We start from the raw sequence: 26087 nt of genomic DNA, 5'->3' as shown, positions 1-26087 counted from the left end.
CATGACCCTGGAACGCAACATCCTGCTGGCCCTTCTGGCCGGGGCGGCGCTTCTGCCCTTCGCGGTGACGGACCAGTACATCCTGCACCTCGCTATCATGGCGCTGTTCTACGCGGTGCTGGCGAGCAGCCTCAATCTGGTGGTCGGCTATGTCGGCGAATTCTCGCTGGGCCACACCGCCTTCCTCGGCACCGGCGCCTACACGGCGGCGCTGCTGTCCACCCAGGCGGGGATGCCGATGTGGATGACGATCCCGCTGGCCGGCCTGGTGTCCGCCGTCTTCGGCTTCGCCATCGGGGCGATCACGCTGCGGCTGCAAGGCCCTTACTTCGTCATCGTCACCCTGTCCTTCGCCGAGGTGCTGCGCATCGTCGCCAACAACTGGATCGCGGTGACCAACGGCCCGATGGGTTTGGCGGGCGTCGGCCAGACTCTCTTCGGAAACGTGGCCGTCACCGACAAGGCCGGCTTTTTCCTGATCGTGCTGGGCATCGCGGCGGTGGCGCTCTACCTCTCCTACCGCTTCGTCTATTCCAACGCCGGGCGGGCGGCGGTGGCGGTGCGCGAGAACCGCTACGTCGCGCAGTCCATCGGCGTCGATCCCTTCGGCACGGCCATGCAGGCCTTCGTCCTGGGCGCCTTCCTGGCCGGCTTGGCCGGGGGCTTCTACGCCCACTACATCTCCTTCGTCGGGCCGGAGGTGTTCCGCTTCGCCTTCATGGCGACGATGATCATCATGGTGCTGCTGGGCGGCAAGGGCACGCTGATCGGCCCGCTGGCCGGTGCTGTGATCGTGACGGTGCTGGAGGAATACCTGCGCGAGGTGCAGGAACTCCGCCTCACCCTGTTCGGGCTGATCGTCATGGCCATCGTCCTGTTCCTGCCCAACGGCCTGATGGGCTTCATCGCCCTGCGCCGCGAGCAGCAGGCCGCCAAGCCGACCCTCAACGCCGCGAAGGAGCGCACCGTATGACGGCGACCACCGAGCCGACCGCCGAACCGGCCATTGACCGGCAGCCGCTGCTGCGCGCCGACGACCTGACCATGACCTTCGGCGGCATCACCGCGGTGAAGGACTTCAGCTTCCACATCGAGCCCGGCGAGATCGTCGGCCTGATCGGCCCCAACGGCGCCGGCAAGACGACCTGCTTCAACATGCTGACCGGCTTCTACGCGCCGAGCAACGGGCGGGTGCGCTTCAAGGGGCAGGACATCACCAACCGCAAGCCCCACGCCATCGCCCGGCTCGGCCTCGTCCGCAGCTTCCAGAAGACCAACGTCATGAAGCGGCTGACGGTCTTCGAGAACGTGCTGACCGGCCATTACATGGCGAGCCGGCAATCCCTTCTCGCCACCTTCTTTCCCGGCGAGGCGGTGCGCCGCGCCGAGCGCGAGGCGCGGGAGAGCGCCGCGGCCATCGTCGAGACGATGGGTTTGGCCCAGCGCATGAACGCCCCGGCGCATCTGCTGTCCTGCGGCGAGCTGCGCCTGCTGGAGGTCGCGGTGGCGCTGGCCGCCAAGCCCAGCCTGCTGATGCTCGACGAGCCCGCCGCCGGGCTGAACAGCCACGAGGCCGGGACCTTCGGCGCCGTGCTGAAGACGCTGATCGGGCGCAGCATCGACGCGCTGCTGATCGTGGAGCACAACATGGATCTGGTCATGTCGGTGTCCGACCGGATCGTCGTCCTCAACTTCGGCCGCAAGCTGGCCGAGGGCCGGCCGGCCGAGATCATTGAAAACCGGCAGGTCGCCGAAGCCTATCTCGGAAAGGCCGCCGCATGACGCTGCTCTCCGAATCCCCCTCCCCCTCCGCCATCGCGCAGGCCGCCGACGCGCCGGTCCTCGCCGTGGAAGGCTTGCACGTCGCCTACGGCTCCACCGCCGCGCTGCACGGCGTGTCACTGGACGTGCGGGCCGGCGAGACGGTGGCCCTGATCGGCGCCAACGGTGCGGGCAAGAGCACCATCCTGCGGGCCATTTCCGGCCTGCTGAAGGCGCGCTCCGGCACCATCGTCTGGAACGGCAAGTCGATCGCGAACCTGCCCGCCGACCGCATCGTCGCCGCCGGCATCGCCCACTGCCCGGAGGAACGGCACGTCTGGCCGAACATGACGGTGCAGGAGAACATCGCGCTCGGCGCCTATCTCTGCCGCTCGCGCGAGGAGGTGCAGCGGCGCATCGGCATGGCCTTCCACCGCTTCCCCCGCCTGCGCGAGCGGTCGCGCCAGATGGCCGGCACGCTCAGCGGCGGCGAGCAGCAGATGCTCGCCATCGCCCGCGCGCTGATGTCGGAGCCGCGGCTGCTGATGCTGGACGAGCCCAGCCTCGGCCTCAGCCCGAAGATGGCCGACGAGGTGTTCGACGTGGTGCGCTCCGTCAACGCCCACGGCGTCACCGTGCTGCTGGTCGAGCAGAACATCCACAACGCGCTGGGCGCCGCCAGCCGGGCCTATGTGGTCAAGACCGGCCGCATCACCGCCAGCCGCCCCTCGGCGGAGCTGCGCGGCGACCCCGACCTGCTGCGCGCCTATCTGGGCGGCTGACGGCCGCAAGCGACGGCGAAAGGCCGTGTCACAAATAATTAAACGAACGACCGAACAATTCTCGGTCGCCGTCCTTCAGGAGGCAAGAGTGCGAACCAACATGCGAATTGGCATCGTCGGCGGCGGCATCGGCGGCGTCGCGCTGGCCGGCAGCCTGCTCCAGCGCGGCTTCGAGGTCCGCCTGTTCGAGCGGGCGCCGGGCTTCGGCGAGATCGGCGCCGGCATCCAGATGACGCCGAACGCGGTGAAGGTCATCAAGTCGCTGGGGCTTCTGGACAAGATGCTGGCCGCCGGCTTCCTGCCGCAGTCGCTGGTCGGGCGCAACTGGCGCAGCGGGCGGGAGAGCTTCCGCACGCCGCTGATCGAGACCTGCCCGGTGCTCTACGACGCGCCCTTCATCCACATCCACCGGGCCGACCTGCACGCCATCCTGGCCTCGCTGGTCCCGGAGAGCGTCGCCAATTTCGGGGTTGGCTGCACCGGCGTGCGCCAGGACAAGACCACGGCGGTCGCCAGCTTCAGCGACGGCAGCGAGTTCGAGGCCGACCTGATCGTCGGCGCCGACGGCGTGCGCTCCGTCGTGCGCTCCGCCCTGTTCGGGCCGGAGGCGCCGCGCTTCACCGGCCACATGTGCTACCGCGCCGTGGTGCCGACCGGCGGGGTGGTGGACTACGTCAGCCCCGACGCTTCCTTCTGGTTCGGGCCGCACAGCCACGTCGTGACCTACTACGTGCGCGGCGGCAAGGCCGTGAACATCGTGGCGGTCGCCGAAACCAAGGAGTGGGTGGAGGAGTCCTGGAACGCTCCCAGCAGCAAGGAGGAGATGCTCGGCGCTTTCCGCGGCTGGCACCGCAACGTGGAGACACTCTTCAGCAAGGTGGATCAGGTCTACAAATGGGGCCTGTTCGACCGCGACCCGATGACGAGCTGGTCGAAGGGCCGCATTACGCTGATGGGCGACGCAGCACACCCCATGCTGCCCTTCCTCTCGCAGGGGGCGGCCATGGCGATCGAGGACGCCTATGTGCTGGCCGAATCCCTGAAGGGGCACGGCAGCGACGTGGCCTCGGCGCTGCGCGATTACGAGGCGGAGCGGCTTCCCCGCACCAGCCGCGTCCAGCTGGAGGCGCGGGAGCGTGGGCGGACCTACCACCTGCCCTCCCCGCTGGCCCAGGCGAAGCGCGACTTCATGTACTGGCTGCGCGGCCTGTTCAACCCGCAGGCCACCGGCATCCAGGCCAACTGGGTCTACCAGTACGACGCCCGCGCCTTCCGCCCGAACCTCTCCGACAAGCCGCGCCTCGTGGCGTGAGCGGACGTCGCTGGCCCCCACCCTAACCCTCCCCCGCTAACGCAGGGGAGGGGACAAAACTCCCTCCCCTGCGAAGCGGGGGAGGGCCGGGGTGGGGGCCAGCCGCCAGAAGACTTCCTCAAGGACCGACCATGACCAACAAGACCTATCGCATCGGCCAGATCGTCCCCAGCTCCAACACGACCATGGAGACGGAAATCCCGGCGATGCTGACCGCCCACGCGCTGGCGCACGGCACCCGCTTCACCTTCCATTCCAGCCGCATGCGCATGAAGACGGTCAAGAAGGAAGAACTCGCCGCCATGGACGCCGAGTCCGACCGCTGCGCGCTGGAGCTGTCGGACGCCCGCGTCGACGTGCTGGGCTACGCCTGCCTCGTCGCCATCATGAGCATGGGCAAGGGCTACCACCGCGTCTCGCAGGAGCGGCTGCACGGGCGGACCGCGGAGAATGGCGGGACGGCCCCGGTCATCACCAGCGCCGGCGCGCTCGTCGACGCGCTGCATGTGGTGGGCGCCAAGAAGATCGCGCTGGTCGCCCCCTACATGAAGCCGCTGGCCCAGCTCGTCGTCGATTACATCGAGCATGAGGGCGTGCAGGTCGCCGACTGGCGCGCGCTGGAGATCCCCGACAATCTGGAGGTCGGGCGCCACGACCCGTCCCGTCTGCCGGCGATCGTCGCAAGCATGGACACCGCCGGTGTGGACGCCGTGGTGCTGTCGGCCTGCGTCCAGATGCCGTCGCTGCCTGCCATCGCGCAAGTCGAGGCGATGACCGGCAAGCCGGTGCTGAGCGCCGCCGTCGCCACCACCTACGCCAAGCTGAAGGCGCTGGGCCTGCCGACGCGCGTTCCGGGGGCCGGCGCCCTGCTCTCCGGCGCCTACTGAGTGGGGGTTATGCCATGACCAGCAGCACCCACCGCTACGGCGCGAACGTCCGCGGCAACGGAATCCGCCAGCATTACCTGCGCTACGGCGGCGAGGGGCGTCCCGTCGTCATCGTTCCGGGCATCACCAGCCCCGCCGTCACCTGGGGCTTCGTGGCGGAGCGCTTCGGGCGCAACTTCGACACCTACGTGCTCGACGTGCGCGGGCGCGGCCTGTCGGAGGCGTCGGACGCGCTCGACTACGGGCTGGACGCCATGGCCGCCGACGTGACGGCCTTCGCCGAAGCACTGGGCCTGCGCGACTATGCGCTGGTCGGCCATTCCATGGGCGCGCGCATCGGCCTGCGCGCGGTCAGCCGCCATGGCGCCGCCCCGGCGCGGCTGGTCATGGTCGATCCGCCGGTCTCCGGGCCGGGCCGCCGCCCCTACCCGGCGCAGCTGCCCTGGTACGTGGACTCCATCCGCCTGATGCGCGAGGGCGCGGACCTGGAGGCGATGCGGCCCTTCTGCCCGACCTGGACCGACGCGCAGCTCCGCCTGCGCGCCGAATGGCTGCACACCTGCGACGAGCGGGCCATCGTCACCGCCTTCAACGACTTCCAGACCGACGACATCCACGCGGATTTCCCGCGCATCCCCTGCCCGGCCCTGCTGATCGCCGCCGGGCGCGGCGACGTGATCCGGCCGGAGGAGGAGGCGGAAATCCGCCGGCTCCAGCCCGAGCTGGCCGTCACCCGCGTCGAGGGGGCCGGCCACATGATCCCCTGGGACGACGAAGAGGGCTTCTACCGTGCCTTCGGCACCTTCCTCGGCACCGCCGTCTGACCGCCCATCCGGAAAGGGACACGCATCATGCCCGTCAGTGACGCCGATATGGTCCGCGCCTGGACCCATGTTCTGACCCTGTCGAAGCTGAAGCCGCAGGAGGTGGTCACCGTCCTGACCAGCGACGGCACCCACCCGCAGACCCTGCGCACCGCCCTGATCGCCGCCTCGAACCTGGGCGCGCGGGTCAACCGGCTGGACCTGCCGCCGGTGAACGCGGAGCACGCCCACAGCCGCGACAGCCTCGCCTATCTCGGCACCACCCCGCTGACCGGAAACCGCGCCGCCATGGCCGCGCTGAAGGAAAGCGATCTGGTGCTGGACCTGATGACCCTCCTCTTCTCGCCGGAACAGATGGAGATTCTGGAAAGCGGCACCAAGATCCTGCTTGCCGTCGAACCGCCGGAGGTGCTCGTCCGCCTGCTGCCCAGCTTGGAGGACAAGGCGACCGTCGGCGAGGCGACCGCGCTGCTGAAGGCGGCGAAGGAGATGCATGTCACCTCGCGGGCCGGCACCGACCTGCGCCTGCCCATCGGCGAGTTTCCCACGGTGCAGGAATACGGCTTCGTCGACGAGCCGGGGCGATGGGACCACTGGCCGAGCGGCTTCGGTTTCACCTTCCCCAACGAGGGGCAGGCGAGCGGGCGGATCGTGCTCGACAAGGGCGACATCCTCCTGCCGATGAAGTCCTACCTGACCTCGCCGATCGAGATGACGGTGGAGAAGGGCTACGTCACCGCCATCACCGGCGGTTTGGACGCCGACCTGCTGAACGACTACATGGACGCCTTCGCCGACCCGGAGGCCTACGCCATCTCCCACATCGGCTGGGGCACGCAGAAGCGGGCGCGCTGGTCGACGCTCGGCCTCTACGACCGCGAGCAGACGCTGGGCATGGACGCGCGGGCCTTCGCCGGGAACTTCCTCTTCTCGCTCGGCCCCAACAACGAGGCGGGCGGGTCGCGCACCACCGCCTGCCACATCGACATCCCCATGCGGAACTGCACCGTCAGCCTGGACGGGCGCGCGGTCGTCCGTGAGGGCAAGCTGCTGGCCGGAAAGGAACTGGCATGAGTGTTTCGGAACAGGCCGTCTACGAGCGGCAGGGCTTCGGCCAAGCGCTGGGCATCCAGGGCCGGATCGGTCTGCTGATCGTCGATTTTGTCAACGGCTTCGCCGACCCGGCGGTGTTCGGCGGCGGCAACATCGCGCCAGCCATCGCCCGCACGGCGCAGGTGCTGGAGAAGGCCCGGCAGCGCGGCTGGTTCGTCGCCCACAGCCGGATCGTCTACGCCGACGACGGATCGGACGGGAACGTCTTCTCCATCAAGGTGCCGGGCATGCAGACCCTGACCGAGCACGCCGCCATCAGCGCCATCGTGCCGGAGCTGACTCCGGTGCCGGGGGAGCTGGTGGTGCGCAAGACGGTTCCGTCGGCCTTTTTCGGGACCGGGCTGGCGCCGTGGTTGACACAGCGCGGCGTCGAGACTCTTTTGATCGCCGGAGCGACGACGAGCGGCTGCGTGCGGGCCAGCGTGGTGGACGCCATGTGCCACGGCTTCCGCCCGGTCGTCATGGCCGATTGCGTGGGCGACCGCGCCCTGGCGCCGCACGAGGCCAACCTGTTCGACATCGGCCAGAAATACGGCGACGTGGTTCCGGCGGAGCGCATTCTCGCCTTGTGAGACGCGGTCGGGGTTGAAAAGAGGATCAGGCGTTGCACCATGTTAGACTTTCCATCCGAAGAGTGCCGCCGGGAGTGAAATGAGCCGACCGATGAGCAAAGTCCAGGACAGCGCGCCCGTCGCCGACACCGCGCCGGAGAGCAGCACCGCGCGGGGCCGGCCCGCGCGCGGCCGCCGCGCCGGGCCGGGCCGTCCGGAGGGCACCAGCAACGTGCGCGACCAGATCCTGGACGCGGCGGAGCTGGAGTTCGCCAACCTCGGCTACGCCGGCACCAGCCTGCGCAACGTCGCCGACCGGGCCGAGGTGACCCAGGCCCTCATCAGCTACTATTTCGGGTCCAAGCACGGGCTGTTCGAGGAGGTCTTCCTGCGCCGCGGCCGGAAGATCGCCGACGAGCGTATGGAACGGCTGGAGGCGCTGCGCCGCGGCCCCGCGCCGCCGCCGGTGCGCGACATCGTCTACGCCTTCCTGATGCCGGCGCTCGCCATGCGCGAGACGGAGGGGGGCCGCACCTTCATGCGGCTTCAGGCCCGGCTGCACACCGAGCCGCCGGAGATTTCCTACAAGCTGCGCAACGAGGCCTACGACGCCTCGACCCGCATCTTCGCCGCCGCGCTGAAGGAGGCGCTGCCGCATCTGTCGGAGCGGGACGTCTACTGGCGGATGACGCTGATGATCGGCGCCTATCTCTACGCCTTCTCCGACACCCACCGGCTGGAAGAGCTGGCGCCGGGCATCTGCAACCCCGGTGACCCGGACGAGATCATCACGGAGATCAGCAGCTTCGTCAGCGCCGGGATGCTGGCCCCGGTGCCGGAACCGGCGCGGGCGCCGGGGCGGAGGAAGCGGGGGTAAAAGCGGTCGGGGTAAGTGGTTTCATCGAACCCCCACCCAACCCTCCCCCGCTTTGCAGGGGAGGGCTTTTTCTCCTCCCCCTGCGGAGCGGGGGGAGGTCGGGAGGGGGGGCACCGCCGCAACCACTCCCACCTCACCCCACCTCACCCGTCGACCCCCGCGCCACGCAGGTCCCCGACAGCACCACCTTGCGCGTCGCCCGCTCCGGGTCGTCGAGCCGCTCGAACAGCAGAGTCATCGCCGCGCGCCCGATCTCATGGACCGGCTGTTCGATCACCGTCAGGCCGGGGCCGACCAGCTCCGTCCAGGCCTCGTTGTCGAAGCCGGCCACCGCCAGATCGCCGGGGATCGCCAGCCCCAGCGTCCGCGTCGCCTTGACCACCCCCATCAGCAGCAGGCTGTTGCTGACCATCACCGCGTCCGGCATGGCGCCGGAGCGCCAGGCCTCCGCCAGCCAGCGGGCGATCTCCGTCTCCGCCGCCTCGGCGGTCGGCGGGACGAAGCGGGCCTCCGCGTGCAGGCCGTGGGCGGCCAGCGCCGCCTGATAACCGGCGTGGCGCTCCACCGCCGTGGTGCTGGTGTTGCCGAACAGGCCGGCGATGCGGCGGTAGCCCTGTCCATGCAGATGATCGACCAGAAGGGCGGCGGCCTGCGGGTTGTCCAGCACCACCGAATCGAACCGCCCGGCGGGCGCGCTGCGGTCGATCAGCACCACCGGGAAATCGAGGTCGGCCCGGTCGAGCTGGGCCAGCGTCGCGCGGGTCGGCGCGAAGATCAGGCCGGTCACCCGCTCCTCCTGCATCAGCCGCAGGTACATGGCCTCCCGCTCCGGGTTCTCGTCGGTGTTGCACAGGATCACCCGCATGCCGGCCTGGAAGGCGGCGTCCTCCACCGCGCGGCTGACCGCGGTGAAGAAGGGGTTGCGGATGTCCGAGACGATCAGCCCGATGGTCTGTGAATGCTGCGAGCGCAGCCGCCGCGCCGACAGGTTCGGGCGGTAGCCGGTGGTCCGCACCGCGTCCTCCACCCGCGCGCGCAGCGCGTCGCTGACCGGGCCGTTGCTCAGCACCCGCGACACCGTGGCGACCGAGACGCCGGCCTCGCGCGCGACGTCCTTGATACCGATGGCCTTGATGCTGATGGCTTTGACGCTGTCGCTCATGATGATGCGGCCACCGATCCGGCTTGAAACTGTTTTTGAAATCGTTTCCATCCCTTAGGGCCGTTTAACCGCCCCATACGGCACAGTGTGCCCGAAGGAGTCCGCGGATTCAATGCAAACTCCGTTGACAGAGCCCGATGTAATCGTTTTCAATAACAGCGCTGCAAGGACGACACTCAAGAACGCCCGGCGCCACACCGAACGGAGGAGACGGACCCGCCATGGCCCCCGACGCCAACACCGCCATCATGCCCACCGATCTGCTGCGGCCCGAGCTGCTGCGGCTGAGCGCCAGTCCCGCCGGCAAGGAGGAGGCGATCCGCGAGGCCGCCCAGCTCCTGATCGCCGCCGGCTGCATCGATTCGGCCTACGCCGCCAGCATGCTGCGCCGGGAAGCCGTGGCGAACACCTTCCTCGGCCATGGCGTCGCCATCCCCCACGGCATGGTGGAGGATCGCGGCATGGTCCGCCGCAGCGGCATCGCCGTCCTCCAGGTGCCGGGCGGCATCGCATGGAATCCCGGCCAGACGGCCCATCTGGTGGTCGCCATCGCCGCCCAGTCCGACGCCCACATCGCCGTGCTGCGTCGGCTGACCCGGCTGATGCAGGACGAGGCGCGGCTGACCGCCCTGTTCACCGTCACCGACCCCGCCGCCCTCGCCGCCGCCCTCGGCGAGGATGCGCCCGTTGCCGCCCCGGCCACGCCGGGCGGCGATCTGGCGGAGCGGTTCGACTGGGTGGTCGACTACCCCACCGGCCTGCACGCCCGCCCGGCCACCGCCTGGGTGGAGACGGCGCGCGCGTCGGCCGCCCGCATCCAGGTCCGCCACGGCGATCTGGTGGCCGACGCCAAGGCGCTGGTGGCGCTGCTCCAGCTCGGCCTGCGCGCCGGCGACAGCGTGGTCGTCTCGGCGGAGGGCGACGACGCCGTGGCGGCGCTGGCCCGCATGAAGGCGACCATCACCCGCCTGACCGCGCGCGAGAAGGCGGACGCCGCCGCTGCGGCGCAGAAGGCCCGCGCCCCCGTGCGCGGCTGGACGCCGCCGAACCCGTTGCCCGCCGTGCCGGGAATCGCCGCCAGCCCCGGCCTCGCCATCGGGCCGGTGCATGTGCTGCCGCGCGCCGCGGTGTCGGTGCCCGACGAGCCGGTCCCGCTGATCGAGGGCGGCGACCGCCTGCACGAGGCGCTGAGCCTGACCCGCCAAAATCTGAAGGCGCTGGCCGACGACACCGCCCGGCGGCTCGGGCCATCGGAGGCGGCGATCTTCGCCGCCCAGGCGGAGATCCTGAACGACACCGACCTCGTGACGCTGGCCTGCCAGCTCATGGTCGAGGGGCACGGCGTCGCCTGGTCCTGGCATCAGGCGGTGGAGCGCACCGCCGCCGGGCTGGCCGCCCTCGACAACCCGGTGCTGGCGGCCCGCGCCGCCGACCTGCGCGACGTCGGCCAGCGCGTGCTGGCGCGGATCGACCCGGCGCTGCGCACCGGCGGCGCGCCGGACCTGCCGGACACCCCCTGCATCCTGATCGCCGAGGATCTGTCGCCCTCCGACACGGCGGCTCTGGACATGGCGCGGGTGATCGGGCTGGCGACGGCGCAGGGCGGCCCGACCTCCCACACCGCGATCCTGGCGCGCACTCTGGGCCTGCCGGCCATGGTGGCGGGCGGCGCGGCGCTGATGGAACTGGCGAACGGCACACCGGCCATCCTCGATGGGCAGAGCGGGCGCCTGCATCTGTCCCCCGCCGCGGCCGACATTGCCGACGCCCGCGCCTGGATCGCGCGGGAGGAGGCCCGCAAGGCCGAGGAGGAGGCCCGGCGCGGCCTGCCTGCCCGCACCCGCGACGGCCACGAGGTGGAGATCGGCGCCAACGTCAACCGCCCCGATCAGGTGGCGGTCGCTCTGTCGCAGGGGGCGGAGAGCGTCGGGCTGATGCGCACCGAGTTCCTGTTCCTGGAGCGCGGCGACGCCCCCGGCGAGGACGAGCAGTACGAGACCTACCGCGGCATGCTGACCGCCCTGGAGGGCCGCCCGCTGATCGTCCGCGCGTTGGACATCGGCGGCGACAAGCAGGTGCCGCACCTCCAGCTTCCCCATGAGGAGAATCCCTTCCTCGGCGTGCGCGGCGCCCGCCTGCTGCTGCGCAGGCCCGAGCTTCTGGAGACGCAGCTCCGCGCCCTCTACCGCGCCGCCAAGGACGGCGGGGCCAAGGACGGCGGGGCCCTGTCGATCATGTTCCCGATGATCACGGCGCTGGGCGAGGTGCAGGCCCTGCGCGCCGCCTGCGAGCGCATCCGGGCGGAGCTGGACGCCCCCGCCGTGCCGCTGGGCATCATGGTCGAGGTGCCGGCGGCGGCCATCCAGGCCGACGTCCTGGCCCGCCATGTCGATTTCTTCTCCATCGGCACCAACGACCTGACGCAGTACGCGCTGGCCATCGACCGCCAGCACCCCGAACTGGCGGCGGAGGCCGACAGCCTGCACCCCGCCGTCCTGCGGCTGATCCGCCTGACGGTGGAGGGGGCGGAGCGGCACGGCCGCTGGGTCGGCGTCTGCGGCGGCATCGCCGGCGATCCCTTCGGCGCCGCCCTGCTGACCGGGCTCGGCGTGCGCGAGCTGTCGATGACGCCGCGTGACATTCCCGCGGTGAAGGACCGGCTGCGCGGCAGCGACCTGTCCGCCCTGAAGGACGCCGCGCAACGGGCGCTGGACTGCGAGACCGCCGACGCGGTGCGCGCGCTCGACGGAGGTGCTGCATGAGCACGCGCGAAGAGGACATCCGGCCCGTGGTCACGGTCACGCTGAACCCGGCCATCGACCAGACCATCACGGTGGAGACGCTGCGCCCCGGCCATGTCCACCGGGCCAGCGCCGTGCGGCGCAACGCCGGGGGCAAGGGCGTGAACGTGGCGAGCTGCCTCGCCGACTGGGGCACGCCCGTCGTCGCCACCGGCCTGCTGGGCAGCGGCAACGCCGCCGCCTTCGAGGCGCTGTTCGCCGCCAAGGGCATCGCCGACCGCTTCGTCCGGCTGCCCGGCGAGACGCGCGTCAACGTCAAGATCGCCGACCTCGCCGCCGCCGACACCACCGACCTCAACCTGCCCGGCCTGACCGCCGACGCCGACGCGCTCGATCGCGTCCGCCGCACCCTGCGCGAGCTGGTCCTGCCCGGCACGCCGGTCCTGCTGGCCGGAAGCCTGCCGGACGGACTGCCGGCGGACAGCTACGCGACGCTGACGGCGGACCTGCGCGCCCAGGGCGCCCGCGTGGTGCTGGACAGCAGCGGCCCGCCGCTGGCGGCGGCGCTGGCCGCCCCGGACCTGCCCTTCTGCATCAAGCCGAACCGGCACGAGCTGGAAGCCTGGGCCGGCGCCCCCCTGCCCGCCACCGCCGACCTGCTGGAGGCGGCGCGCGGCCTTCACCGGAACGGCGTGGCGGTCGTGGTGGTCTCTCTGGGGGCGGACGGCGCGCTGTTCGTGGCCGACGGCCCGGCGCTGCACGCCCGGCTGCCGGCGGTCAACGCGCTGAGCACGGTGGGGGCCGGCGACGCCATGGTGGCGGGGCTGATCGCCGCCTTCGGCGCGGACGCGCCGCTGGAGGGCGTCGCCCGCCTGTCCGTGGCCTTCGCCACGGCGAAGCTCGGCTGCTTCGGACCCAACCTGCCCGGGGCGGACGCGGTCCGCGCGCTGGCCGGACAGGTCGAGATATCAACGCTTTAATGAACGGGGAGCGGGCGACCGCTCGGGAGGAAACCATGGCGAACATGCTGGCCGTGATCGCGGCGGGCGATCTCAGCACCCAGGCCGTCCTGGCCGCCGAAGCGCTGCGCAAGGCCGCGGCGGCGCTCGGCCACACCATCCAGGTGGAGGTGCGCTCCAGCCTCGGCGTCCGCAACACGCTGCCCACCGGGGCGGCGCAGGGCGCGCAGGGGGTCATTCTCGTCGGCTCCGGCGATCTGGGCGAGGAGCGCTTCGCCGGGCTGAAGCGCAGCGCCGCGGCGCTCGACGCCGTGCTGCGCGACGCGCGGGCCGTGCTGGAACAGGCGTTGGCGACCGCCCCGGCCCAAGCTCCGGCGCAAACGGGCACGAAGAAGATCGTCGCCATCACCTCCTGCCCCACCGGCATCGCCCATACCTTCATGGCGGCGGAGGGCATCCAGCAGGCCGCCCAGGCGCTGGGCCACGCCGTGCGGGTCGAGACCCAGGGCTCGGTCGGCGCCCGCGACACGCTGACCGAGCAGGAAATCCGCGAGGCCGACGTGGTGCTGATCGCCGCCGACACGCAGGTCGACCTCGCCCGCTTCGCCGGCAAGCGCGTCTTCAAGAGCGGCACCAAGCCCGCCATCAACGACGGCCGCGCCCTGGTCGAACGCGCCCTGGCAGAGGCGCAGCCCCACGGCACCGCCCCGGCGCTGGCCGACGGCGTGGCGGCGGGCAAGGCCGCCAAGGCGGAGCACGCGGCGGCGCAGCGCAGCGGCCCCTACAAGCATCTGATGACCGGCGTGTCCTTCATGTTGCCCTTCGTGGTGACCGGCGGCCTGCTGATCGCCATCGCCTTTGCGCTCGGCGGCATTTACGTGTTCGAAGACAGCCAGCAGGGCACGCTGGGCAACGCGCTGTTCCAGATCGGGGCCAAGGGCGCCTTCGCGCTGATGGTTCCGGCGCTGGCCGGCTACATCGCCTTCTCCATCGCCGACCGTCCGGGCATCACGCCGGGCATGGTCGGCGGCATCCTGGCCGCCAACCTCGGCGCCGGCTTCCTCGGCGGCATCGTCGCGGGCTTCATCGCCGGCTACGCCACCAGCTTCCTCAACCGCAACATCCGGCTGCACAAGAATCTGGAGGGGCTGAAGCCGGTGCTGATCCTGCCGCTGCTCGGCTCGCTGGTCACCGGCCTCGCCATGATCTACGTGGTCGGCGCCCCGGTGGCGGAGGCCCTGGCAACGCTGAGCGCCTGGCTCAAGGGCATGCAGGGCAGCAGCGCCATCCTGCTCGGCCTGCTGATCGGCGCGATGATGGCCTTCGACATGGGCGGTCCGGTCAACAAGGCCGCCTACGCCTTCTCCACTGGCCTGATCGCCTCCCAGGTCTACACCCCGATGGCCGCCGCCATGGCCGCCGGCATGGTGCCGCCGCTGGGCTTGGCGCTCGCCACCAAGCTGTTCGCGGACCGCTTCACCCGGGAGGAGCGGGAGGCCGGCAACGCCGCGGGCATCCTGGGCATCGCCTTCATCACCGAGGGCGCCATCCCCTTCGCCGCCCGCGACCCGCTGCGCGTCATCCCGGCGCTGGTGCTGGGCGCGGCGCTGACCGGCGCCATCTCCATGGGCATCGGGGCCGAGCTGAAGGTTCCGCACGGCGGCATCTTCGTCCTGCCCATCCCCAACGCCGTAACCCATCTGGCGGGCTACGTCGTGGCTCTGGTCGCCGGGACGGTCACCACCGCGGTCGCATTGCGGTTCCTGAAGCGTCCGGTCAGTAGCGTGGTGACCGCGTAACAGCGCTGCGAAAGCGTCGCTGAGATGAAAACGTTTACATAACCCCTGGACAGAACGCCTCGTCAGCCCTATCTTTCTTTTGCTGCCTCGGCAGCACGCTCTATAGGGCGTTTCCTCCCTAGACTCAGGCCACGTGCGGTTCCCGTGCGTGGCTTTTTTTTGTCCGGCGCGTTTCGTTTGTTCGGCGTGCGGAACTGGTCCCAAATCTCTCCCTTGCCCGGATCGGGCGAACCTGAGAAGCCGGAGGCGAAAAGCACGAGGACCCGAATGCCCCGCAACAGACCGATGATCCTTGCAGCGCTGGTGGCCACCGCGGCCCTGGCCGCCGGATGCACCGATGTGAAGGAAAGCCTTCCGTCCCGGACCGCCACCGAACAGCTCCTGATCTCCAGCGCCGCGGACAACGCCGCCAACCGGCTGCGGCTGGAACTGCCGGCGGACAAGCGCGCCTTCCTCGACACCGGCAATTTCGACGGCACCGACGCCAAATACGCCGCCAGCGCGATCAAGGAATCGCTGCTGCGCCAGGGCATCCGCCTCGTCCCCGACCGGGCCGCCGCCGACACGATCATCGAGATCCGGCTGGGCGCGCTGTCGGTGAACCAGAGCAAGACGGTGCTGGGCATTCCCCCGATCACCCTGCCCGGCACGATCACCCTGCCGGAGGCGTCGGTCTACAGCTCCACCGAGAACCAGGCGGTCGCGAAATTCTCCGCCTTCGCCTACGACAACCGGAGCGGCGCCCTGGTCGCCTCGACGGAGCCGGCGTATGGCCTGTCGGGGGAGCAGAGCTACCGGGCGATGACGCTGTTCTCCTGGCGCACCTCGCCTCCCTACCCCGAAGACACCAACTGACGACACCGACCGACGCGGACATTCCTGCACGAATTTTGCGTTCAACCAAAGCCATAGCCGCATTCTCTGGCGCGGCTGGGGGTGGACGCGTACCATGCCGTGGCCCCGCGGGGTGCGGCATCAAGCGCAAAGGCGACGGCACAGTGGACGATCATGGGGCGGAGCGGGACAGCGGCGGCGTCCGACGATCGGAACGGCTGCTGCTCGCCCAGAAGACCGCCCTGGAGCGGGCGATCGGCGGCGCCGGGCTGGACGAGGTGCTGGCCCTGCTGGTCCGGGCGGGCGCCGAACAGCTCGGCGCGCGGGCGGCCATCTTCCTGGTGAACGAGGACGGCCTCACCCTGCGCTTCGGCGTGGCCGCGGGCCTGTCGGACTCCTGCGCGCGGGCAATAGACGGATCGGCGATCGGCCCGCAAGCCCCCTCCTGCGGTCAGGCCGCCCACAGCGGAAAACGGGTGGTGGTCGAGAACGTCGCGCTGGACCCGCACTGGGCGCCCCACCACGCGCTGGCACGCGAGCATGGCATCGCCGCCTGCTGGTCCACCCCGATCCGCGCGGTCGGCGGCGCGATCCTGGGCACCTTCACCATCTTCCACGCCGTCCCCTGCGTCCCCGGCCCGCCGGACCTGGAAACGGTGGATCTGCTGACGCACACCGCCGCCCTGCTGATCGAGCGGGACCGGACGGAGCGCGAGCGCCAGTCCAGCGAAGCGCTGCTGTCCTCGGTTCTGGAGCATCTGCCGGTCGGCGTCGCCGTCTACGACACGCAGGGCCGCACCACCCGCAACAATCGGCTGATGCGCGACTACACCAACGGCTCCCTGCCCTCCGCCGACGACCGGGAGGCGCCGCGTTGGCGCGCCTTCCACCCCGACGGGCGGCCGGTCGAACGCAAGGATTTCTCGGGCGCGCGCGCCCTGCGGGGCGAGATCGTGGTGCCCGGCATGGATTTCCTGCACCGCGCCGCTGACGGGACGGAGCATTGGACGCGCGTGTCGGCGGCCCCGCTGCGCGACGGCGACGGCCGGATCAACGGCGTGGTCGCCGTGGTCAGCGACATCGACGCGGAAAAGCGGGCGGCGCAAGGCTTGGCCGCGGCGCTGGACGAGGCCCGGCGCAGCGAGCTGGTGGCCCATGAGATGAGCCACCGCATCATGAACAGCTTCCAGCTTCTGCACGGGCTGGTGTCGATGCAGACCGCCACGGTCACCGACCCGGCGGCGCGCAAGGCGGTGGAGCAGGCCTTCTCACGAATCCAGGCGATGGCCCTGGTGCAGCGCCGCCTGTTCGAGGCGACGCGCAACGACCTCGCCACGCTCGACGCGGCCGACTATCTGCAACGGCTGGGGGAAAGCCTGACCGGCGCCTTCATCGATTCGGGCCGCTGCACCCTGGTCATCGACGCCGCGCACGGAATCCCGATGCCCGCCGCGCAGGCCTCGTCCATGGGGCTGATCGTGACGGAGCTGGTGCTGAACGCCCTGAAGCACGCCTTCGGCGCGCAGCAACAGGGAACGGTGACCGTGCGGTTCGAAGCCTGCGGAGACGACCGCCGGCTGACGGTGACCGACGACGGGGCCGGTCTGCCGGACGGGGCGGGCACGGTGAAGCCCGCCGGATCGGGGCAGGGCATGGGCATGACGCTGGTGCACGGTCTGGTGCGCCAGCTCGGCGGAAAGCTGGAGATCGACCGCCCCAATCAGGGCGGCCGCCCCGGAACCCGCTTCGTTCTGACTTTTCCAGCCTGACCTTTCCAACGGTTGGGCGTCGAAGCCACGGGGTTCCGGGATGGCGCGGCGTCCTGATCCTTAGGCGACGGCTTCCATCGGCTTTTCGACCTTGCCGCCGAACCCGTTCTCCAGCGCCCAGATGGCCGCCTGGGTGCGGTTGGAGGCGTTGATCTTGCGCAGCAGGCTCTTCAGGTGAACCTTCACCGTCGCTTCGGTGATGTTCAGATGATTGGCGATCATCTTGTTGCTGTCACCCTGCAGCAGGCGCTCCAGGATCTGCGTCTCACGCTGCGACAGGCCCTTGGCCGCGGTCGGGCCGTTGGCGCTGGTGTTGGCGCCGGCCTTGCCGGTGATGAGGAGGGCGGCGAGATGGGTCGGGAAGACCTTTTCGCCAATCATCACCAGACGCAGCGACTGCGCCAGCGCGGCGGGGGAGATGTCCTTCATCAGGAAGGCGTCGGCGCCGGCCTGGATGGCGTTGGCCATTTCCTGGGCGTCGAGGTGGCTGGCCAGAAGGACGAGCCGCGCGGTCGGATACTGCTCCCGCAGGACGGTGACGGCCTGGACCGTGCCGTTGGCGGAAGCCGGGTCCATCATGATCAGCTCGGGCGTGTCGCCCTCCATCATGCCCGGCGGCGGTACGTCGCTGAAACTGGCGGCCTCTTTCGTGATGCGGAACTCCCCTTCCGAGAAGAGGGCCTTCATGCCTTCGCGGAAAAGTTTGTTGGCGTCGATCAGAAAGATGGAGACCGATTGCATCGTCCAGTCACTCTCGAAGGTGATTGAGATGAGCAACCCTACCCTATCGTTGGCGGGCCGGCTACCCGTCCGTTAGTAGAATATTAACCAATGAAGTCCGAGGCCCGTCCTCCCATCGGGCATATGCCCTCCCCGGAAAGCCGGTCCAGGACGCTCCCGGATGCCTGGAAACTCCGAAAAACCACGCCTGAACAGGCCACTACCCATTTTGCGCGGGAATCGGACGCCGTCTCGTTAATATCACGGCAACCATAATCGGCCATTGGTACAGTCATCGTAATTCATCGCTTGGATGGGTGCCCGACATGCCGATGGTGTCCATGTGGAAGAAGATCAGTCCCTGTCACTTCGTGATGCAGGACTGTCACCGCCGGATCGAAATCCGTTACCACGCCACCGGCTCGCAGAGCGGTTGGGGCGTCTACGCCGACGGAACTCTGGTGCAGCAGCGCGCCGCCTTCACCGAAGCGCGCGGCATTGCCATGGGGCTGGCGACCGGTTCCTGAAACGAGCCTTGCCCGCCTGATGTCACAGCGCGGACATTGGGCGGTTAACCGGCTCTTGAGACTGTTCCGCGCAGGATGGCCTTCGTCGCAGGAGGCCGTCATGACGTTCCGCCCACTTCCCCTTGTTTGGCGCCGACTCGCGCTCTGCGCCCTTCTCGGCCTCATGGGGATCGCCTTCTGGGCCGCGCTGCAACCGCAGTTGGCGCCCAGCGGCCTTTACGGCTTCGACAAGCTGGTGCACGCCGGGGCCTTCGGGCTCCTCACCCTGCTCGGCATCCTGGCCAGCGCCAGCCGGCGCGCCGCCGTCCTGGCGGTTCTGGCGGTCTTCGCGCTCGGCGCCGCCATCGAGGTGGCGCAATCCTTCGTTCCGGGACGCGAGGCCAGCCTGTCCGATCTGGCCGGGGACGCCGTGGGAATCGCCCTGGGAATCATGACCATCCGGCTGGGACATCGCGCCATCCAACGCGCGCGCCGCGCGCGCCATGGAATAGTCACGCAGCCCGCGGCGTTTGCGTCCTTACCGGAGTGAGGGGACGCAGCGTCCGGATCGACAATCCCGAGCAGCCTCCTCCGTTTTTGGTTTTGTTCGTCTACCGAACTATGCTATGCCGAAAGGCAGGACATCTGGAGTAACGCTTATGGACTGGCATAACGAAAAGGCTAAGACCGGCGCTCGCGCCCTGGAATCCGCGTTCGGCGTGATGCTGACGGTCTGCGAGGCCACCGACGGCTGGTGGAATTGGCACGCGGAGCATGAGGGGCTGAACTGGACCCCCGACGCCCGCTGGTTCGCCACCCGCCGCGAGGCGCAGGACGCGGCGGAGGAGTGGGCCTCCACCCTGGCGCCGCAGCATCTGGGCTTCCTGCACCGCGCGGCCTGACGCCGCAAGCTTAGGCGATCGGGGCCAACGCGATCGGGGCGGTGCCGTTGACCCGCCCCGCGTCCGCTTCCACAATGGCCATTGTGCCAAGGCGACGGGAAGCGGCTGCGATCATCCCTTGGGACTGTCAATCAGGCCAAGGACGGTGACGAGATGCAGCACGAGACGCTTCTCCTTTCCGGTCTTTCGCTTCAGAAAGCCTTCCTGCCACCCGAAGCCATTCTGGTGGCGGTCGGAACAGGTGCCGGGCGTTGGACCGACGCCGCCGCGTCCGGCCGGAGATGCTTTACCCTGCCGTCCTCCCCGCCGGGACTCGACGCGTGGTGTGGTCCGGTCGGGCCGCGCCAGATCGACTGGCTGATTCTGGACGGCTGCGGCGACGCCCTGGCGGTGCTGGACGGTGCCGCCGATCTGTTGCGCCTGCGCCGCATCGACTTCCTTCAGTTCGAGGAGGCCGAGGCCGGTGGGCAACTGGCCGCGCTGTACGCGCGCCTGCAGGCCAACGGCTATTCGCTGTTCCGCTTCGCCGACCGCAATCTGGAATTCCGCGGCACGCCGCCGGAGGACGGGCGCGGCGGCACGCACATGGCGGTCGCCCCGCGGCACTGGAACCGGCTGTTCGCGCGCAGCCAGGGCATGTTCCGCTACAAGGACCTGTTTCCCCACCACGGCGTCGCGCCGCGCGGCATCATCCATGTCGGCGCCCATGAGGGGGAGGAATACGCCAACTACCGGGAGGCCGGCGCCGACCGCGTCCTGTTCGTCGAGGCGGACCCGGCGACCTTCGCCACGCTCCAGGCCCGTTTCGCCGGCCACGGCGACGTCGTCTGCCTGAACGCCGCGGTGTCCGACCGGGCCGGGCGGGCGCGCTTTTCCCGCATGTCGAGCCGCCAGTCCAGTTCCCTGCTGGAGCCGACCGGCCATTTGGCCGTCTATCCCCACATCACCGTCGACGAGGTCATCGAGGTGGAAACCCGGACCCTGCCGGACCTGCTGGCGTCCCACGGCCTCGCGCCCGAGGGGTTCAACGTGCTGGCGATCGACGCGCAGGGGTCGGAGTGCCGGATTCTCACCGGCTGCGGCGATCTGCTGGCCGGTTTCGACGCGGTGGTGACGGAGGTGAGCTACGCGGAGCTGTATGAGGGCTCGGGCCTCGCCGCCGATGTGGACGACATTCTGTTCGCCCACGGCTTCGACCGCGTCGCCGAGACCAGCCCCTATCATCACAGCTGGGGTGACGCGCTCTACGTCCGCCGTCCCCGCTGACGCCGGTCAGGGAAGCAGGACCGGGCCGTTCCAGGGATCGAAGGGCACCAGCCGGGCCCGTTCGCGGTCGGGGCGCAGGGCGGCGCGCAGCGCCGGGTTCAGCATCGCCGCCGTCACCGAGAAAGAGCTGTTGGACACGGCGACGTGGTCGGCCCGCGACAGAATCCAATGGTCGGTGAAGAACTCCGCCCCCGGCAGCGGCGCCCCCAGATCGCCGGCGAGGACGGGGTGGTAGCGGGCGAAGCGGTCCGCCAGTTCCGGCGCGTCGGTGGCGAGATAGAGCACCGGCCGGTCCAACGTCGCCCACAGATCGGCCAGCCAGTCGAGATACCAGCCCTCCGGGGCGATCCAAAAGCGGTCGTTCCGGCCGAAATCGCCGCGGCGCAGATGGATCGCCACCAGGGTCCGCCCGCGCGCCCGCAACCCGTTCAGCGCCACCGCGGCCCGCTCCGCCACCGCGCCGACCGGCGTGAAAAGGGCGCGGAACCGCGCGCGGTGCGGCGCCAGCGGCGCGGTGTCGCCACAGAAATAGCCGACCACGTCGTGACCGTCCGCGCCCGCCAGCGCCCGCCCGTCCAGCAGCGCCGGAACGCCGCAATCCTCCTCGTGCAGGCTGGGCAGCGGCGGGCCGGGGAGCGGGTCGTCCAGGCCGTAGAGATGGCGGCCGATCCACTCCGGCGTTTCCAGTTCCATCCCGTTCCGTTCCGCGCAGACGCGCAAATACCCGTATTGAAGGAGTTGGTTGCCGAACCGCCCGGCATGGCCGAGCGTGGACACCGACAGGCGCCGCTTGCCCGACGCGCGGCGCGGCGGCGGAGCATCGCCCACGGCCCGGCGCAGCAGCAGCATCGCCCGGCGGGAGAAGCCCGTGCCAAGGCCCGGTGCGGCGGCGATCGCCCGGTCGTAGAGGGCCAGCGCCTCGCGGTCGGCCCCTTGCGTCTCGCGGACCGCGCCGGCCAGCAGCAGGCCAGTGGGCAGGCCGGGGACGAGCCGCAACGCCCAACACGCGCAGCGGCCGGCCCACGCCGCATCACCCCGCCGCAGCGCGGCACGGCCGAGCGCCACCCAGGAGTCCCCGTCGTCCGGGCGCGCGGCCAGCGCCCGTTGCAGGAGCGCCGCCGCCCGTTCCACCAAGCCGGCGCGCTCGCACAGCCGGCCATGTTCGGCCAGCGCCGCCGCGTCGCCGGGACGCAGCCGGCCGGCGCGCTCCAGCGCCCGCCCGGCCGCCTCCAGGGCGTGCACCGCGTCGAGCGCGGCGCCGAGGGCGAGCTGCAGTTCCGCCGAGGCAGGGTCGAGCGACAGGCCGCGCCGCGCCGCCGCCAGCGCCGGGCGCGGCTTCTCGGCGATCTGCTGGGCGGCGGCGAGCCGGACCAGCAACCCGGTATCGGCGGGTGCGGCCAGCGCCGCGCGCCGGCCCGCCGTGACCGCCGCGCCGCGCTGCCCCAGTTCGTTGCGCAGCAGGCAGAGGCTGGCCCAACAACCGCCCTGCGCGGGGTCCAGGGCCACCGCCGGACGAAGCGCCGCGATGGCCCGTTCCGTCTGGCCGAGCGCCTGCCGTGCCTCCGCCTCGGCCATGCGGGCGCGCACCAGCGCCGGGTCGAGCCGGGCCGCGAGCCCGGCCAGCCGGGCGGCCTCCTGCAACCGTCCAAGCCCCTTGGCGGCCATCGCCGCGTCGAAGGCAGCGGACAGATTTTGCGGATCGAGGGCCAGCACCCGTTCGTAAAGCGCCGCGGCGGAGGCCAGGGCGCCGGAATCGAACGCGGTCTCGGCCAACAGGCGGAGCGCCGGGGCCAGCCGCTCCGCCGCTTCCCCATGATCCGGCTGCAGACGCAGCGTGGCGAGCCAGCTCGCCGCCGCGTCCACGGTCCGTCCGAGCGCGTCCTGAACCTTGCCGCGGTTGAGATGGTGGGTCGGCGATGCCGGATCGCCGGCCACGGCGGCGTCGAGATGGGACAGCGCCGCCGCGACCCGCCCGGTTTGGGCGAGCAGCAGTCCCATCAGATGGCTGGCGTCGGGATGGCCGGGGACCGCCTCCAGGATCCGGCCATAGAGGGTTTCCGCCTCCGCCACCCGCCCGGCGATGTGATGGTCGAGCGCGATGGACAAAGCTTCGGAGACGGTGGCCATGGGCCGGGACAATCCGCGTGGGGCCGCTTCGGGATGGCGCCACAGTGGCCGGGCCACCCCGGACTGTCAACCGCCGGAGGTTTTGTCCAAGGCCATCGCCTGCTCTATCCCCTCTCCCCAGAGGGGAGAAGGATTTTCGCCCAACCCTCAGTCCATGCGGTCCAGCCGGCGCAGATGCAGCATGTAGAGCCGGGAGAAGCGCATCACCAGATCGTGGAACGGCAGCGGCTTCACCGGGGTGAAGGGCAAGGCCAGCTCCGGCGCGCCCGTCCCCGTGGCGTGGCGCGCCAGTTCGCGGCCCACGGCGGTGCCCAACGCCATGCCGCGCCCGTTGTAGCCGACCGCCCCGGTCACGCCGGGCGCCAGCTCGTGGAAGTGGGGGCGGAAATCGGCGGTCATCGCCAGATGGCCGCTCCAGCTCCGCGCGATGGCCGGGTTGCCGATCTGGGGGAAGACGCGGCGGATGCGCTCGCGCGTGCGCTCCCGCGCCCGCCGCTCGGCGTCCGCCGACCGCACCAGCGTGCAGCCGGAGACCAGCCGGTTGTCGGCGGTCCAGCGGAAGAAATGCAGGTCGCCGCGGGTGTCGCTGCACGCCATGTCGGAGGGCAGCACGCTGGCGCGCAGGGCGGCGGGCAGCGGCTCCGTCACCATCTGGAAGTTCAGCACCGGCACGACGGAGCGGCGCAGCCCCGGCCACAGATCGTCGGTGTAGGCGTTGGTCGCCAGGACGACGCGGTCGGCGGTCACGCTGCCCCGCGGCGTGGTCAGCGTCCAGCCGGTGCCGGCGCGTCCGATGGACACCACCGGCGTGTCACTGTGGATCGCGACGCCCAGCCCGAGGGCGGCCCGCGCCATCTCGCGGGCCAGCGACAGCGGATTCACATGCCCACCGGTCAGCGCGACCATGGCGCCGTGCCAGAAGCGCGTACCGAGCGCCCGTTCCGTCTGCGCCGCGTCGAGCAGCGCGACCTCGGCCCCCAGCGCCCGCCATTGCGCGACCCGCTGCTCGGCCGCCTTCATGCGGCCGGGCCGGTGGGCCGGCTGGATCCAGCCCTTCTGCACGCCGTCGCAGCGCATCTGGTAGCGCTCGATCAGGTCGAAGACCAGCGCCGCCGAGCCGCCGACCATGCGGGCCAGCGCCGCTCCCTTGGCCTCGCCGTAGGCCGCCGTCAGGTTGGCGGGGTCGAGACGCGACAACGTCGGGATGATCTGGCCGTTGTTGCGGCCCGAGCCGCCGAAGCCGGGCTCGCGCGCCTCCAGCACCACCACGCGCACGCCCTGCTCGGCCAGATGGATCGCCGTGGACAGGCCGGTGACGCCCGCCCCGACCACCGCCACATCGACCCGGACCGCCCCGTCCAGCGGACCGGTCTCCGGACCGGCGACGGCGCTCGCCGCCCAATGGGAGTCCGGCAGCGGCGCGTCCAGCAGCGGTTTGAGAAGCGCGCTCATCGCGTCCCCTCCTCCACCAGCAGCGTCTTGGCCAGCGCCACCCAGTAGCTGGCGCCGATGGCCAGGTTGGCGTCGTTGAAGTCGTAGCCGGGGTTGTGCAGCAGGCAGCCGCCGTCCGTGGGGCCGTTGCCCAGCCAGACATAGCAGCCCGGCCGCTCCTTCAGCATGAAGGCGAAATCCTCCGCGCCCATGGAGGGCATCGGGTCGTGGTCGATGTTCTCCTCCCCGACCAGCGTGGCGGCGACGCGGGCGCACAGCGCGGTCTCGGCGGCGCTGTTGACCGTTGCCGGGTAGCGCCGCTCGTAGCGCACGCTGGCGGTGCAGCCGAAGGCGGCGGCGGTGTGCTCGGCCAAGGCGCGCAGCCGCGCCTCGACCACGTCCTGCACCCCCTCCTTGAAGGCGCGGACGGTGCCGCGCAGCGTCACTTCCGCCGGGATGACGTTCCAGGTGTCGCCGCCGGTGATCCAGGTGGTGGAGACCACGGCGCTGTCCAGCGGGTGCAGGCTGCGGCCCGGAATGGTCTGCAGGGTGGTCAGCAGATGGCCGGCGGCGGTCATCGGGTCGTGGCCGAGATGCGGCATGGCGGCGTGGCTGCCCTTGCCGTGGACCGTCACCTCGAAGATGTCGTAGCTGCCCATCATCGGCCCCGGCCGCAGCGCGATCTGGCCCAGCGGCAGGCCCGGCCAGTTGTGCATGCCGTAGACGCCGTCCACCGGGAACCGCTCGAACAGCCCCTCGGCGACCATCTCGCGGGCGCCGCCCTCGTTCTCCTCGGCCGGCTGGAAGATGACGTGCAGCGTCCCGGCGAAGTCGGGATCGTCGGCCAGGACCTTGGTGGCCCCAAGCAGCATGGTGGTGTGGCCGTCGTGGCCGCAGGCGTGCATCCGGCCGGGATTGACCGAGCGGTGGGCGAAGTCGTTGGTCTCGTGGATGTGCAGCGCATCCATGTCGGCGCGCAGCGCGATGGCCCGGCCGCCGGGGCGGCGGCCCTTCAGCGTGCCGACCAAGCCGGTGCGCCCGAGCCCCGTCGCCACCTCCAGCCCGAAGGCGCGCAGCTTGTCCGCGACGAAGGCGGCGGTCTCATGCTCCTCGAAGGCGGTTTCGGGATGGGCGTGCAGATGGTGCCGCCATTGCCGCATCTCCGGGGCCAGGGCCTCGGCGGCGGGGTGCAGGCGGACGTTCGTGGGGATGGTCATTCCGGGGACTCCTGGGGTCCGCCCGCCGGCAGGCTGTAGCGGAAGTCGCAGTGGCTGGCGCCCTGCATGATGGTCTGGGTGCGGGTGAAGCGGACGTCGGGGCGGTAGCCGCACATGAACTCGCCGTCCCGGTTGCAGGACAGGATGTCGCCGATCTCCTCCACGCCCATGGCGCGGTAGCTTTCGGCGTAGCGGCAGCGCGTGACGTTGAAGCCCAGCCGGTCGGGCGCGCTCTCGATCACCTCCAGCCGCAGGGCGTCCCCGGCGGTCCACAGGGCCAGCCGCTCGTGGAAGGTGGCGAGGTCGGCGGTGCCGCGGGTGGCGCGGTCCTCCGCCGCCATGGCGGCGCCGGCCTCGCGGGCCATCACCTCGATGGCGCGGGCGAGCACGGCGCGCGCCCGCTCCCGCCCGATCTCGGGCAGGAGCTGGTCGTAGAGCGCCTTGGCGAAGGCCGCCTCGATGCGCCGCCGCTCCAGGATGGGCAGGGAGGCGGCGGGCGTGGCGGCGGGGGTGTCGTTTCCGGTGGTCATCGCTGCGGTCCTTTCTC

At 70.8% G+C, this 26087-nt stretch carries 24 protein-coding genes; 18 read left to right on the top strand and 6 right to left on the bottom strand.

Features of this window, described 5'->3' with window-relative positions:
- Position 1 precedes the first annotated feature (1 nt).
- From Sp245p_RS32705 to Sp245p_RS32665, 9 genes are all read left to right on the top strand, one after another.
- Positions 2–973 (top strand): branched-chain amino acid ABC transporter permease, encoded by a 972-nt coding sequence (locus Sp245p_RS32705; protein WP_014200180.1) that lies wholly within the window; start codon positions 2–4, stop codon positions 971–973.
- Positions 970–1782 (top strand): ABC transporter ATP-binding protein, encoded by an 813-nt coding sequence (locus Sp245p_RS32700; protein WP_186466860.1) that lies wholly within the window; start codon positions 970–972, stop codon positions 1780–1782. The genes Sp245p_RS32705 and Sp245p_RS32700 overlap by 4 nt, the downstream gene beginning before the upstream one ends.
- Positions 1779–2543: an ABC transporter ATP-binding protein gene (locus tag Sp245p_RS32695; protein ID WP_109139287.1), complete on the top strand. Its 765-nt coding sequence runs from the start codon at positions 1779–1781 to the stop codon at positions 2541–2543. Before Sp245p_RS32700 ends, Sp245p_RS32695 begins: the two co-directional genes overlap by 4 nt.
- Before the next feature lie 100 nt (positions 2544–2643).
- Positions 2644–3855 (top strand): FAD-dependent monooxygenase, encoded by a 1212-nt coding sequence (locus Sp245p_RS32690; RefSeq protein WP_014200182.1) that lies wholly within the window; start codon positions 2644–2646, stop codon positions 3853–3855.
- A 131-nt stretch (positions 3856–3986) separates the two neighbouring features.
- A complete protein-coding gene (locus tag Sp245p_RS32685) occupies positions 3987–4742 on the top strand; it encodes a maleate cis-trans isomerase family protein (protein ID WP_014200183.1) in 756 nt (251 codons plus the stop codon).
- Between the two features lie 14 nt (positions 4743–4756).
- Positions 4757–5566: an alpha/beta fold hydrolase gene (locus Sp245p_RS32680; protein ID WP_014200184.1), complete on the top strand. Its 810-nt coding sequence runs from the start codon at positions 4757–4759 to the stop codon at positions 5564–5566.
- Positions 5567–5593: 27 nt separating this feature from the next.
- On the top strand, positions 5594–6640 hold the full coding sequence (locus Sp245p_RS32675) for a 2,5-dihydroxypyridine 5,6-dioxygenase NicX family protein (RefSeq protein ID WP_014200185.1): 1047 nt from the start codon (positions 5594–5596) through the stop codon (positions 6638–6640).
- Positions 6637–7251: an isochorismatase family protein gene (locus Sp245p_RS32670; protein WP_014200186.1), complete on the top strand. Its 615-nt coding sequence runs from the start codon at positions 6637–6639 to the stop codon at positions 7249–7251. The genes Sp245p_RS32675 and Sp245p_RS32670 overlap by 4 nt, the downstream gene beginning before the upstream one ends.
- A 91-nt stretch (positions 7252–7342) precedes the next feature.
- Positions 7343–8107 (top strand): TetR/AcrR family transcriptional regulator, encoded by a 765-nt coding sequence (locus Sp245p_RS32665; protein WP_014200187.1) that lies wholly within the window; start codon positions 7343–7345, stop codon positions 8105–8107.
- A gap of 133 nt (positions 8108–8240) precedes the next feature.
- Here the strand turns inward: Sp245p_RS32665 and Sp245p_RS32660 are convergent, their stop codons facing one another.
- Positions 8241–9269 carry a LacI family DNA-binding transcriptional regulator gene (locus Sp245p_RS32660; RefSeq protein WP_014200188.1) on the bottom strand — a complete coding sequence of 343 codons (1029 nt, stop codon included), beginning with the start codon at positions 9267–9269 and terminating at the stop codon, positions 8241–8243.
- Positions 9270–9490: 221 nt separating this feature from the next.
- Between Sp245p_RS32660 and ptsP the strand changes: the two genes are divergently transcribed.
- From ptsP to Sp245p_RS32640, 5 genes are all read left to right on the top strand, one after another.
- Complete coding sequence (gene ptsP, locus Sp245p_RS32655; RefSeq protein WP_014200189.1) at positions 9491–12031, top strand: phosphoenolpyruvate--protein phosphotransferase; 2541 nt, start codon at positions 9491–9493, stop codon at positions 12029–12031.
- A complete protein-coding gene (gene pfkB, locus Sp245p_RS32650; protein WP_109139285.1) occupies positions 12028–12990 on the top strand; it encodes a 1-phosphofructokinase in 963 nt (320 codons plus the stop codon). Before ptsP ends, pfkB begins: the two co-directional genes overlap by 4 nt.
- Before the next feature lie 35 nt (positions 12991–13025).
- A complete protein-coding gene (locus Sp245p_RS32645) occupies positions 13026–14768 on the top strand; it encodes a fructose-specific PTS transporter subunit EIIC (RefSeq protein ID WP_014200190.1) in 1743 nt (580 codons plus the stop codon).
- Between the two features lie 267 nt (positions 14769–15035).
- Positions 15036–15623, top strand: coding sequence for a DUF6655 family protein (locus tag Sp245p_RS35345; RefSeq protein ID WP_014200191.1), 588 nt, complete (start codon positions 15036–15038; stop codon positions 15621–15623).
- Between the two features lie 143 nt (positions 15624–15766).
- Positions 15767–17371 (top strand): sensor histidine kinase, encoded by a 1605-nt coding sequence (locus Sp245p_RS32640; RefSeq protein ID WP_014200192.1) that lies wholly within the window; start codon positions 15767–15769, stop codon positions 17369–17371.
- 60 nt (positions 17372–17431) lie between these two features.
- Here Sp245p_RS32640 and Sp245p_RS32635 read toward each other — a convergent pair whose 3' ends face one another.
- Positions 17432–18112: a LuxR C-terminal-related transcriptional regulator gene (locus Sp245p_RS32635; RefSeq protein ID WP_014200193.1), complete on the bottom strand. Its 681-nt coding sequence runs from the start codon at positions 18110–18112 to the stop codon at positions 17432–17434.
- 305 nt (positions 18113–18417) lie between these two features.
- On the opposite strand from Sp245p_RS32635, the gene Sp245p_RS32630 reads away from it, so the two are divergent.
- The 4 genes from Sp245p_RS32630 (at position 18418) to Sp245p_RS32615 (ending at position 20765) form a co-directional block, all read left to right on the top strand.
- Positions 18418–18618 carry a hypothetical protein gene (locus Sp245p_RS32630; protein ID WP_014200194.1) on the top strand — a complete coding sequence of 67 codons (201 nt, stop codon included), beginning with the start codon at positions 18418–18420 and terminating at the stop codon, positions 18616–18618.
- Between the two features lie 100 nt (positions 18619–18718).
- Positions 18719–19147 carry a VanZ family protein gene (locus tag Sp245p_RS32625; RefSeq protein WP_014200195.1) on the top strand — a complete coding sequence of 143 codons (429 nt, stop codon included), beginning with the start codon at positions 18719–18721 and terminating at the stop codon, positions 19145–19147.
- 109 nt (positions 19148–19256) lie between these two features.
- Positions 19257–19499: a hypothetical protein gene (locus Sp245p_RS32620; RefSeq protein ID WP_014200196.1), complete on the top strand. Its 243-nt coding sequence runs from the start codon at positions 19257–19259 to the stop codon at positions 19497–19499.
- A 153-nt stretch (positions 19500–19652) separates the two neighbouring features.
- The gene (locus tag Sp245p_RS32615; RefSeq protein WP_014200197.1) at positions 19653–20765 is read left to right on the top strand and encodes an FkbM family methyltransferase; all 1113 of its coding nucleotides are present in this window, start codon (positions 19653–19655) and stop codon (positions 20763–20765) included.
- Positions 20766–20771: 6 nt separating this feature from the next.
- On the opposite strand, the gene Sp245p_RS32610 is transcribed toward Sp245p_RS32615, so the two are convergent.
- The 4 genes from Sp245p_RS32610 to Sp245p_RS32595 all read right to left on the bottom strand — a co-directional run bounded on the left by Sp245p_RS32610 (position 20772) and on the right by Sp245p_RS32595 (position 26070).
- Entirely contained in the window at positions 20772–22892 is a 2121-nt protein-coding gene (locus tag Sp245p_RS32610) for a tetratricopeptide repeat protein (protein WP_014200198.1), read from the bottom strand.
- Between the two features lie 147 nt (positions 22893–23039).
- Positions 23040–24344, bottom strand: a complete 1305-nt coding sequence (locus Sp245p_RS32605; RefSeq protein ID WP_014200199.1) for an NAD(P)/FAD-dependent oxidoreductase — start codon at positions 24342–24344, stop codon at positions 23040–23042.
- Complete coding sequence (locus Sp245p_RS32600) at positions 24341–25540, bottom strand: M20 aminoacylase family protein (protein ID WP_014200200.1); 1200 nt, start codon at positions 25538–25540, stop codon at positions 24341–24343. The genes Sp245p_RS32605 and Sp245p_RS32600 overlap by 4 nt, the downstream gene beginning before the upstream one ends.
- Positions 25537–26070 carry an L-2-amino-thiazoline-4-carboxylic acid hydrolase gene (locus Sp245p_RS32595; RefSeq protein WP_014200201.1) on the bottom strand — a complete coding sequence of 178 codons (534 nt, stop codon included), beginning with the start codon at positions 26068–26070 and terminating at the stop codon, positions 25537–25539. The genes Sp245p_RS32600 and Sp245p_RS32595 overlap by 4 nt, the downstream gene beginning before the upstream one ends.
- Positions 26071–26087: the final 17 nt, after the last annotated feature.

Origin of the sequence: Azospirillum baldaniorum (assembly GCF_003119195.2) — a bacterium.
GTDB classification, from domain to species: Bacteria; Pseudomonadota; Alphaproteobacteria; order Azospirillales; family Azospirillaceae; genus Azospirillum; species Azospirillum baldaniorum.
The sequence above is the reverse complement of the archived record's forward strand: the minus strand, read 5'-3'. Positions and strand labels throughout refer to the sequence as shown.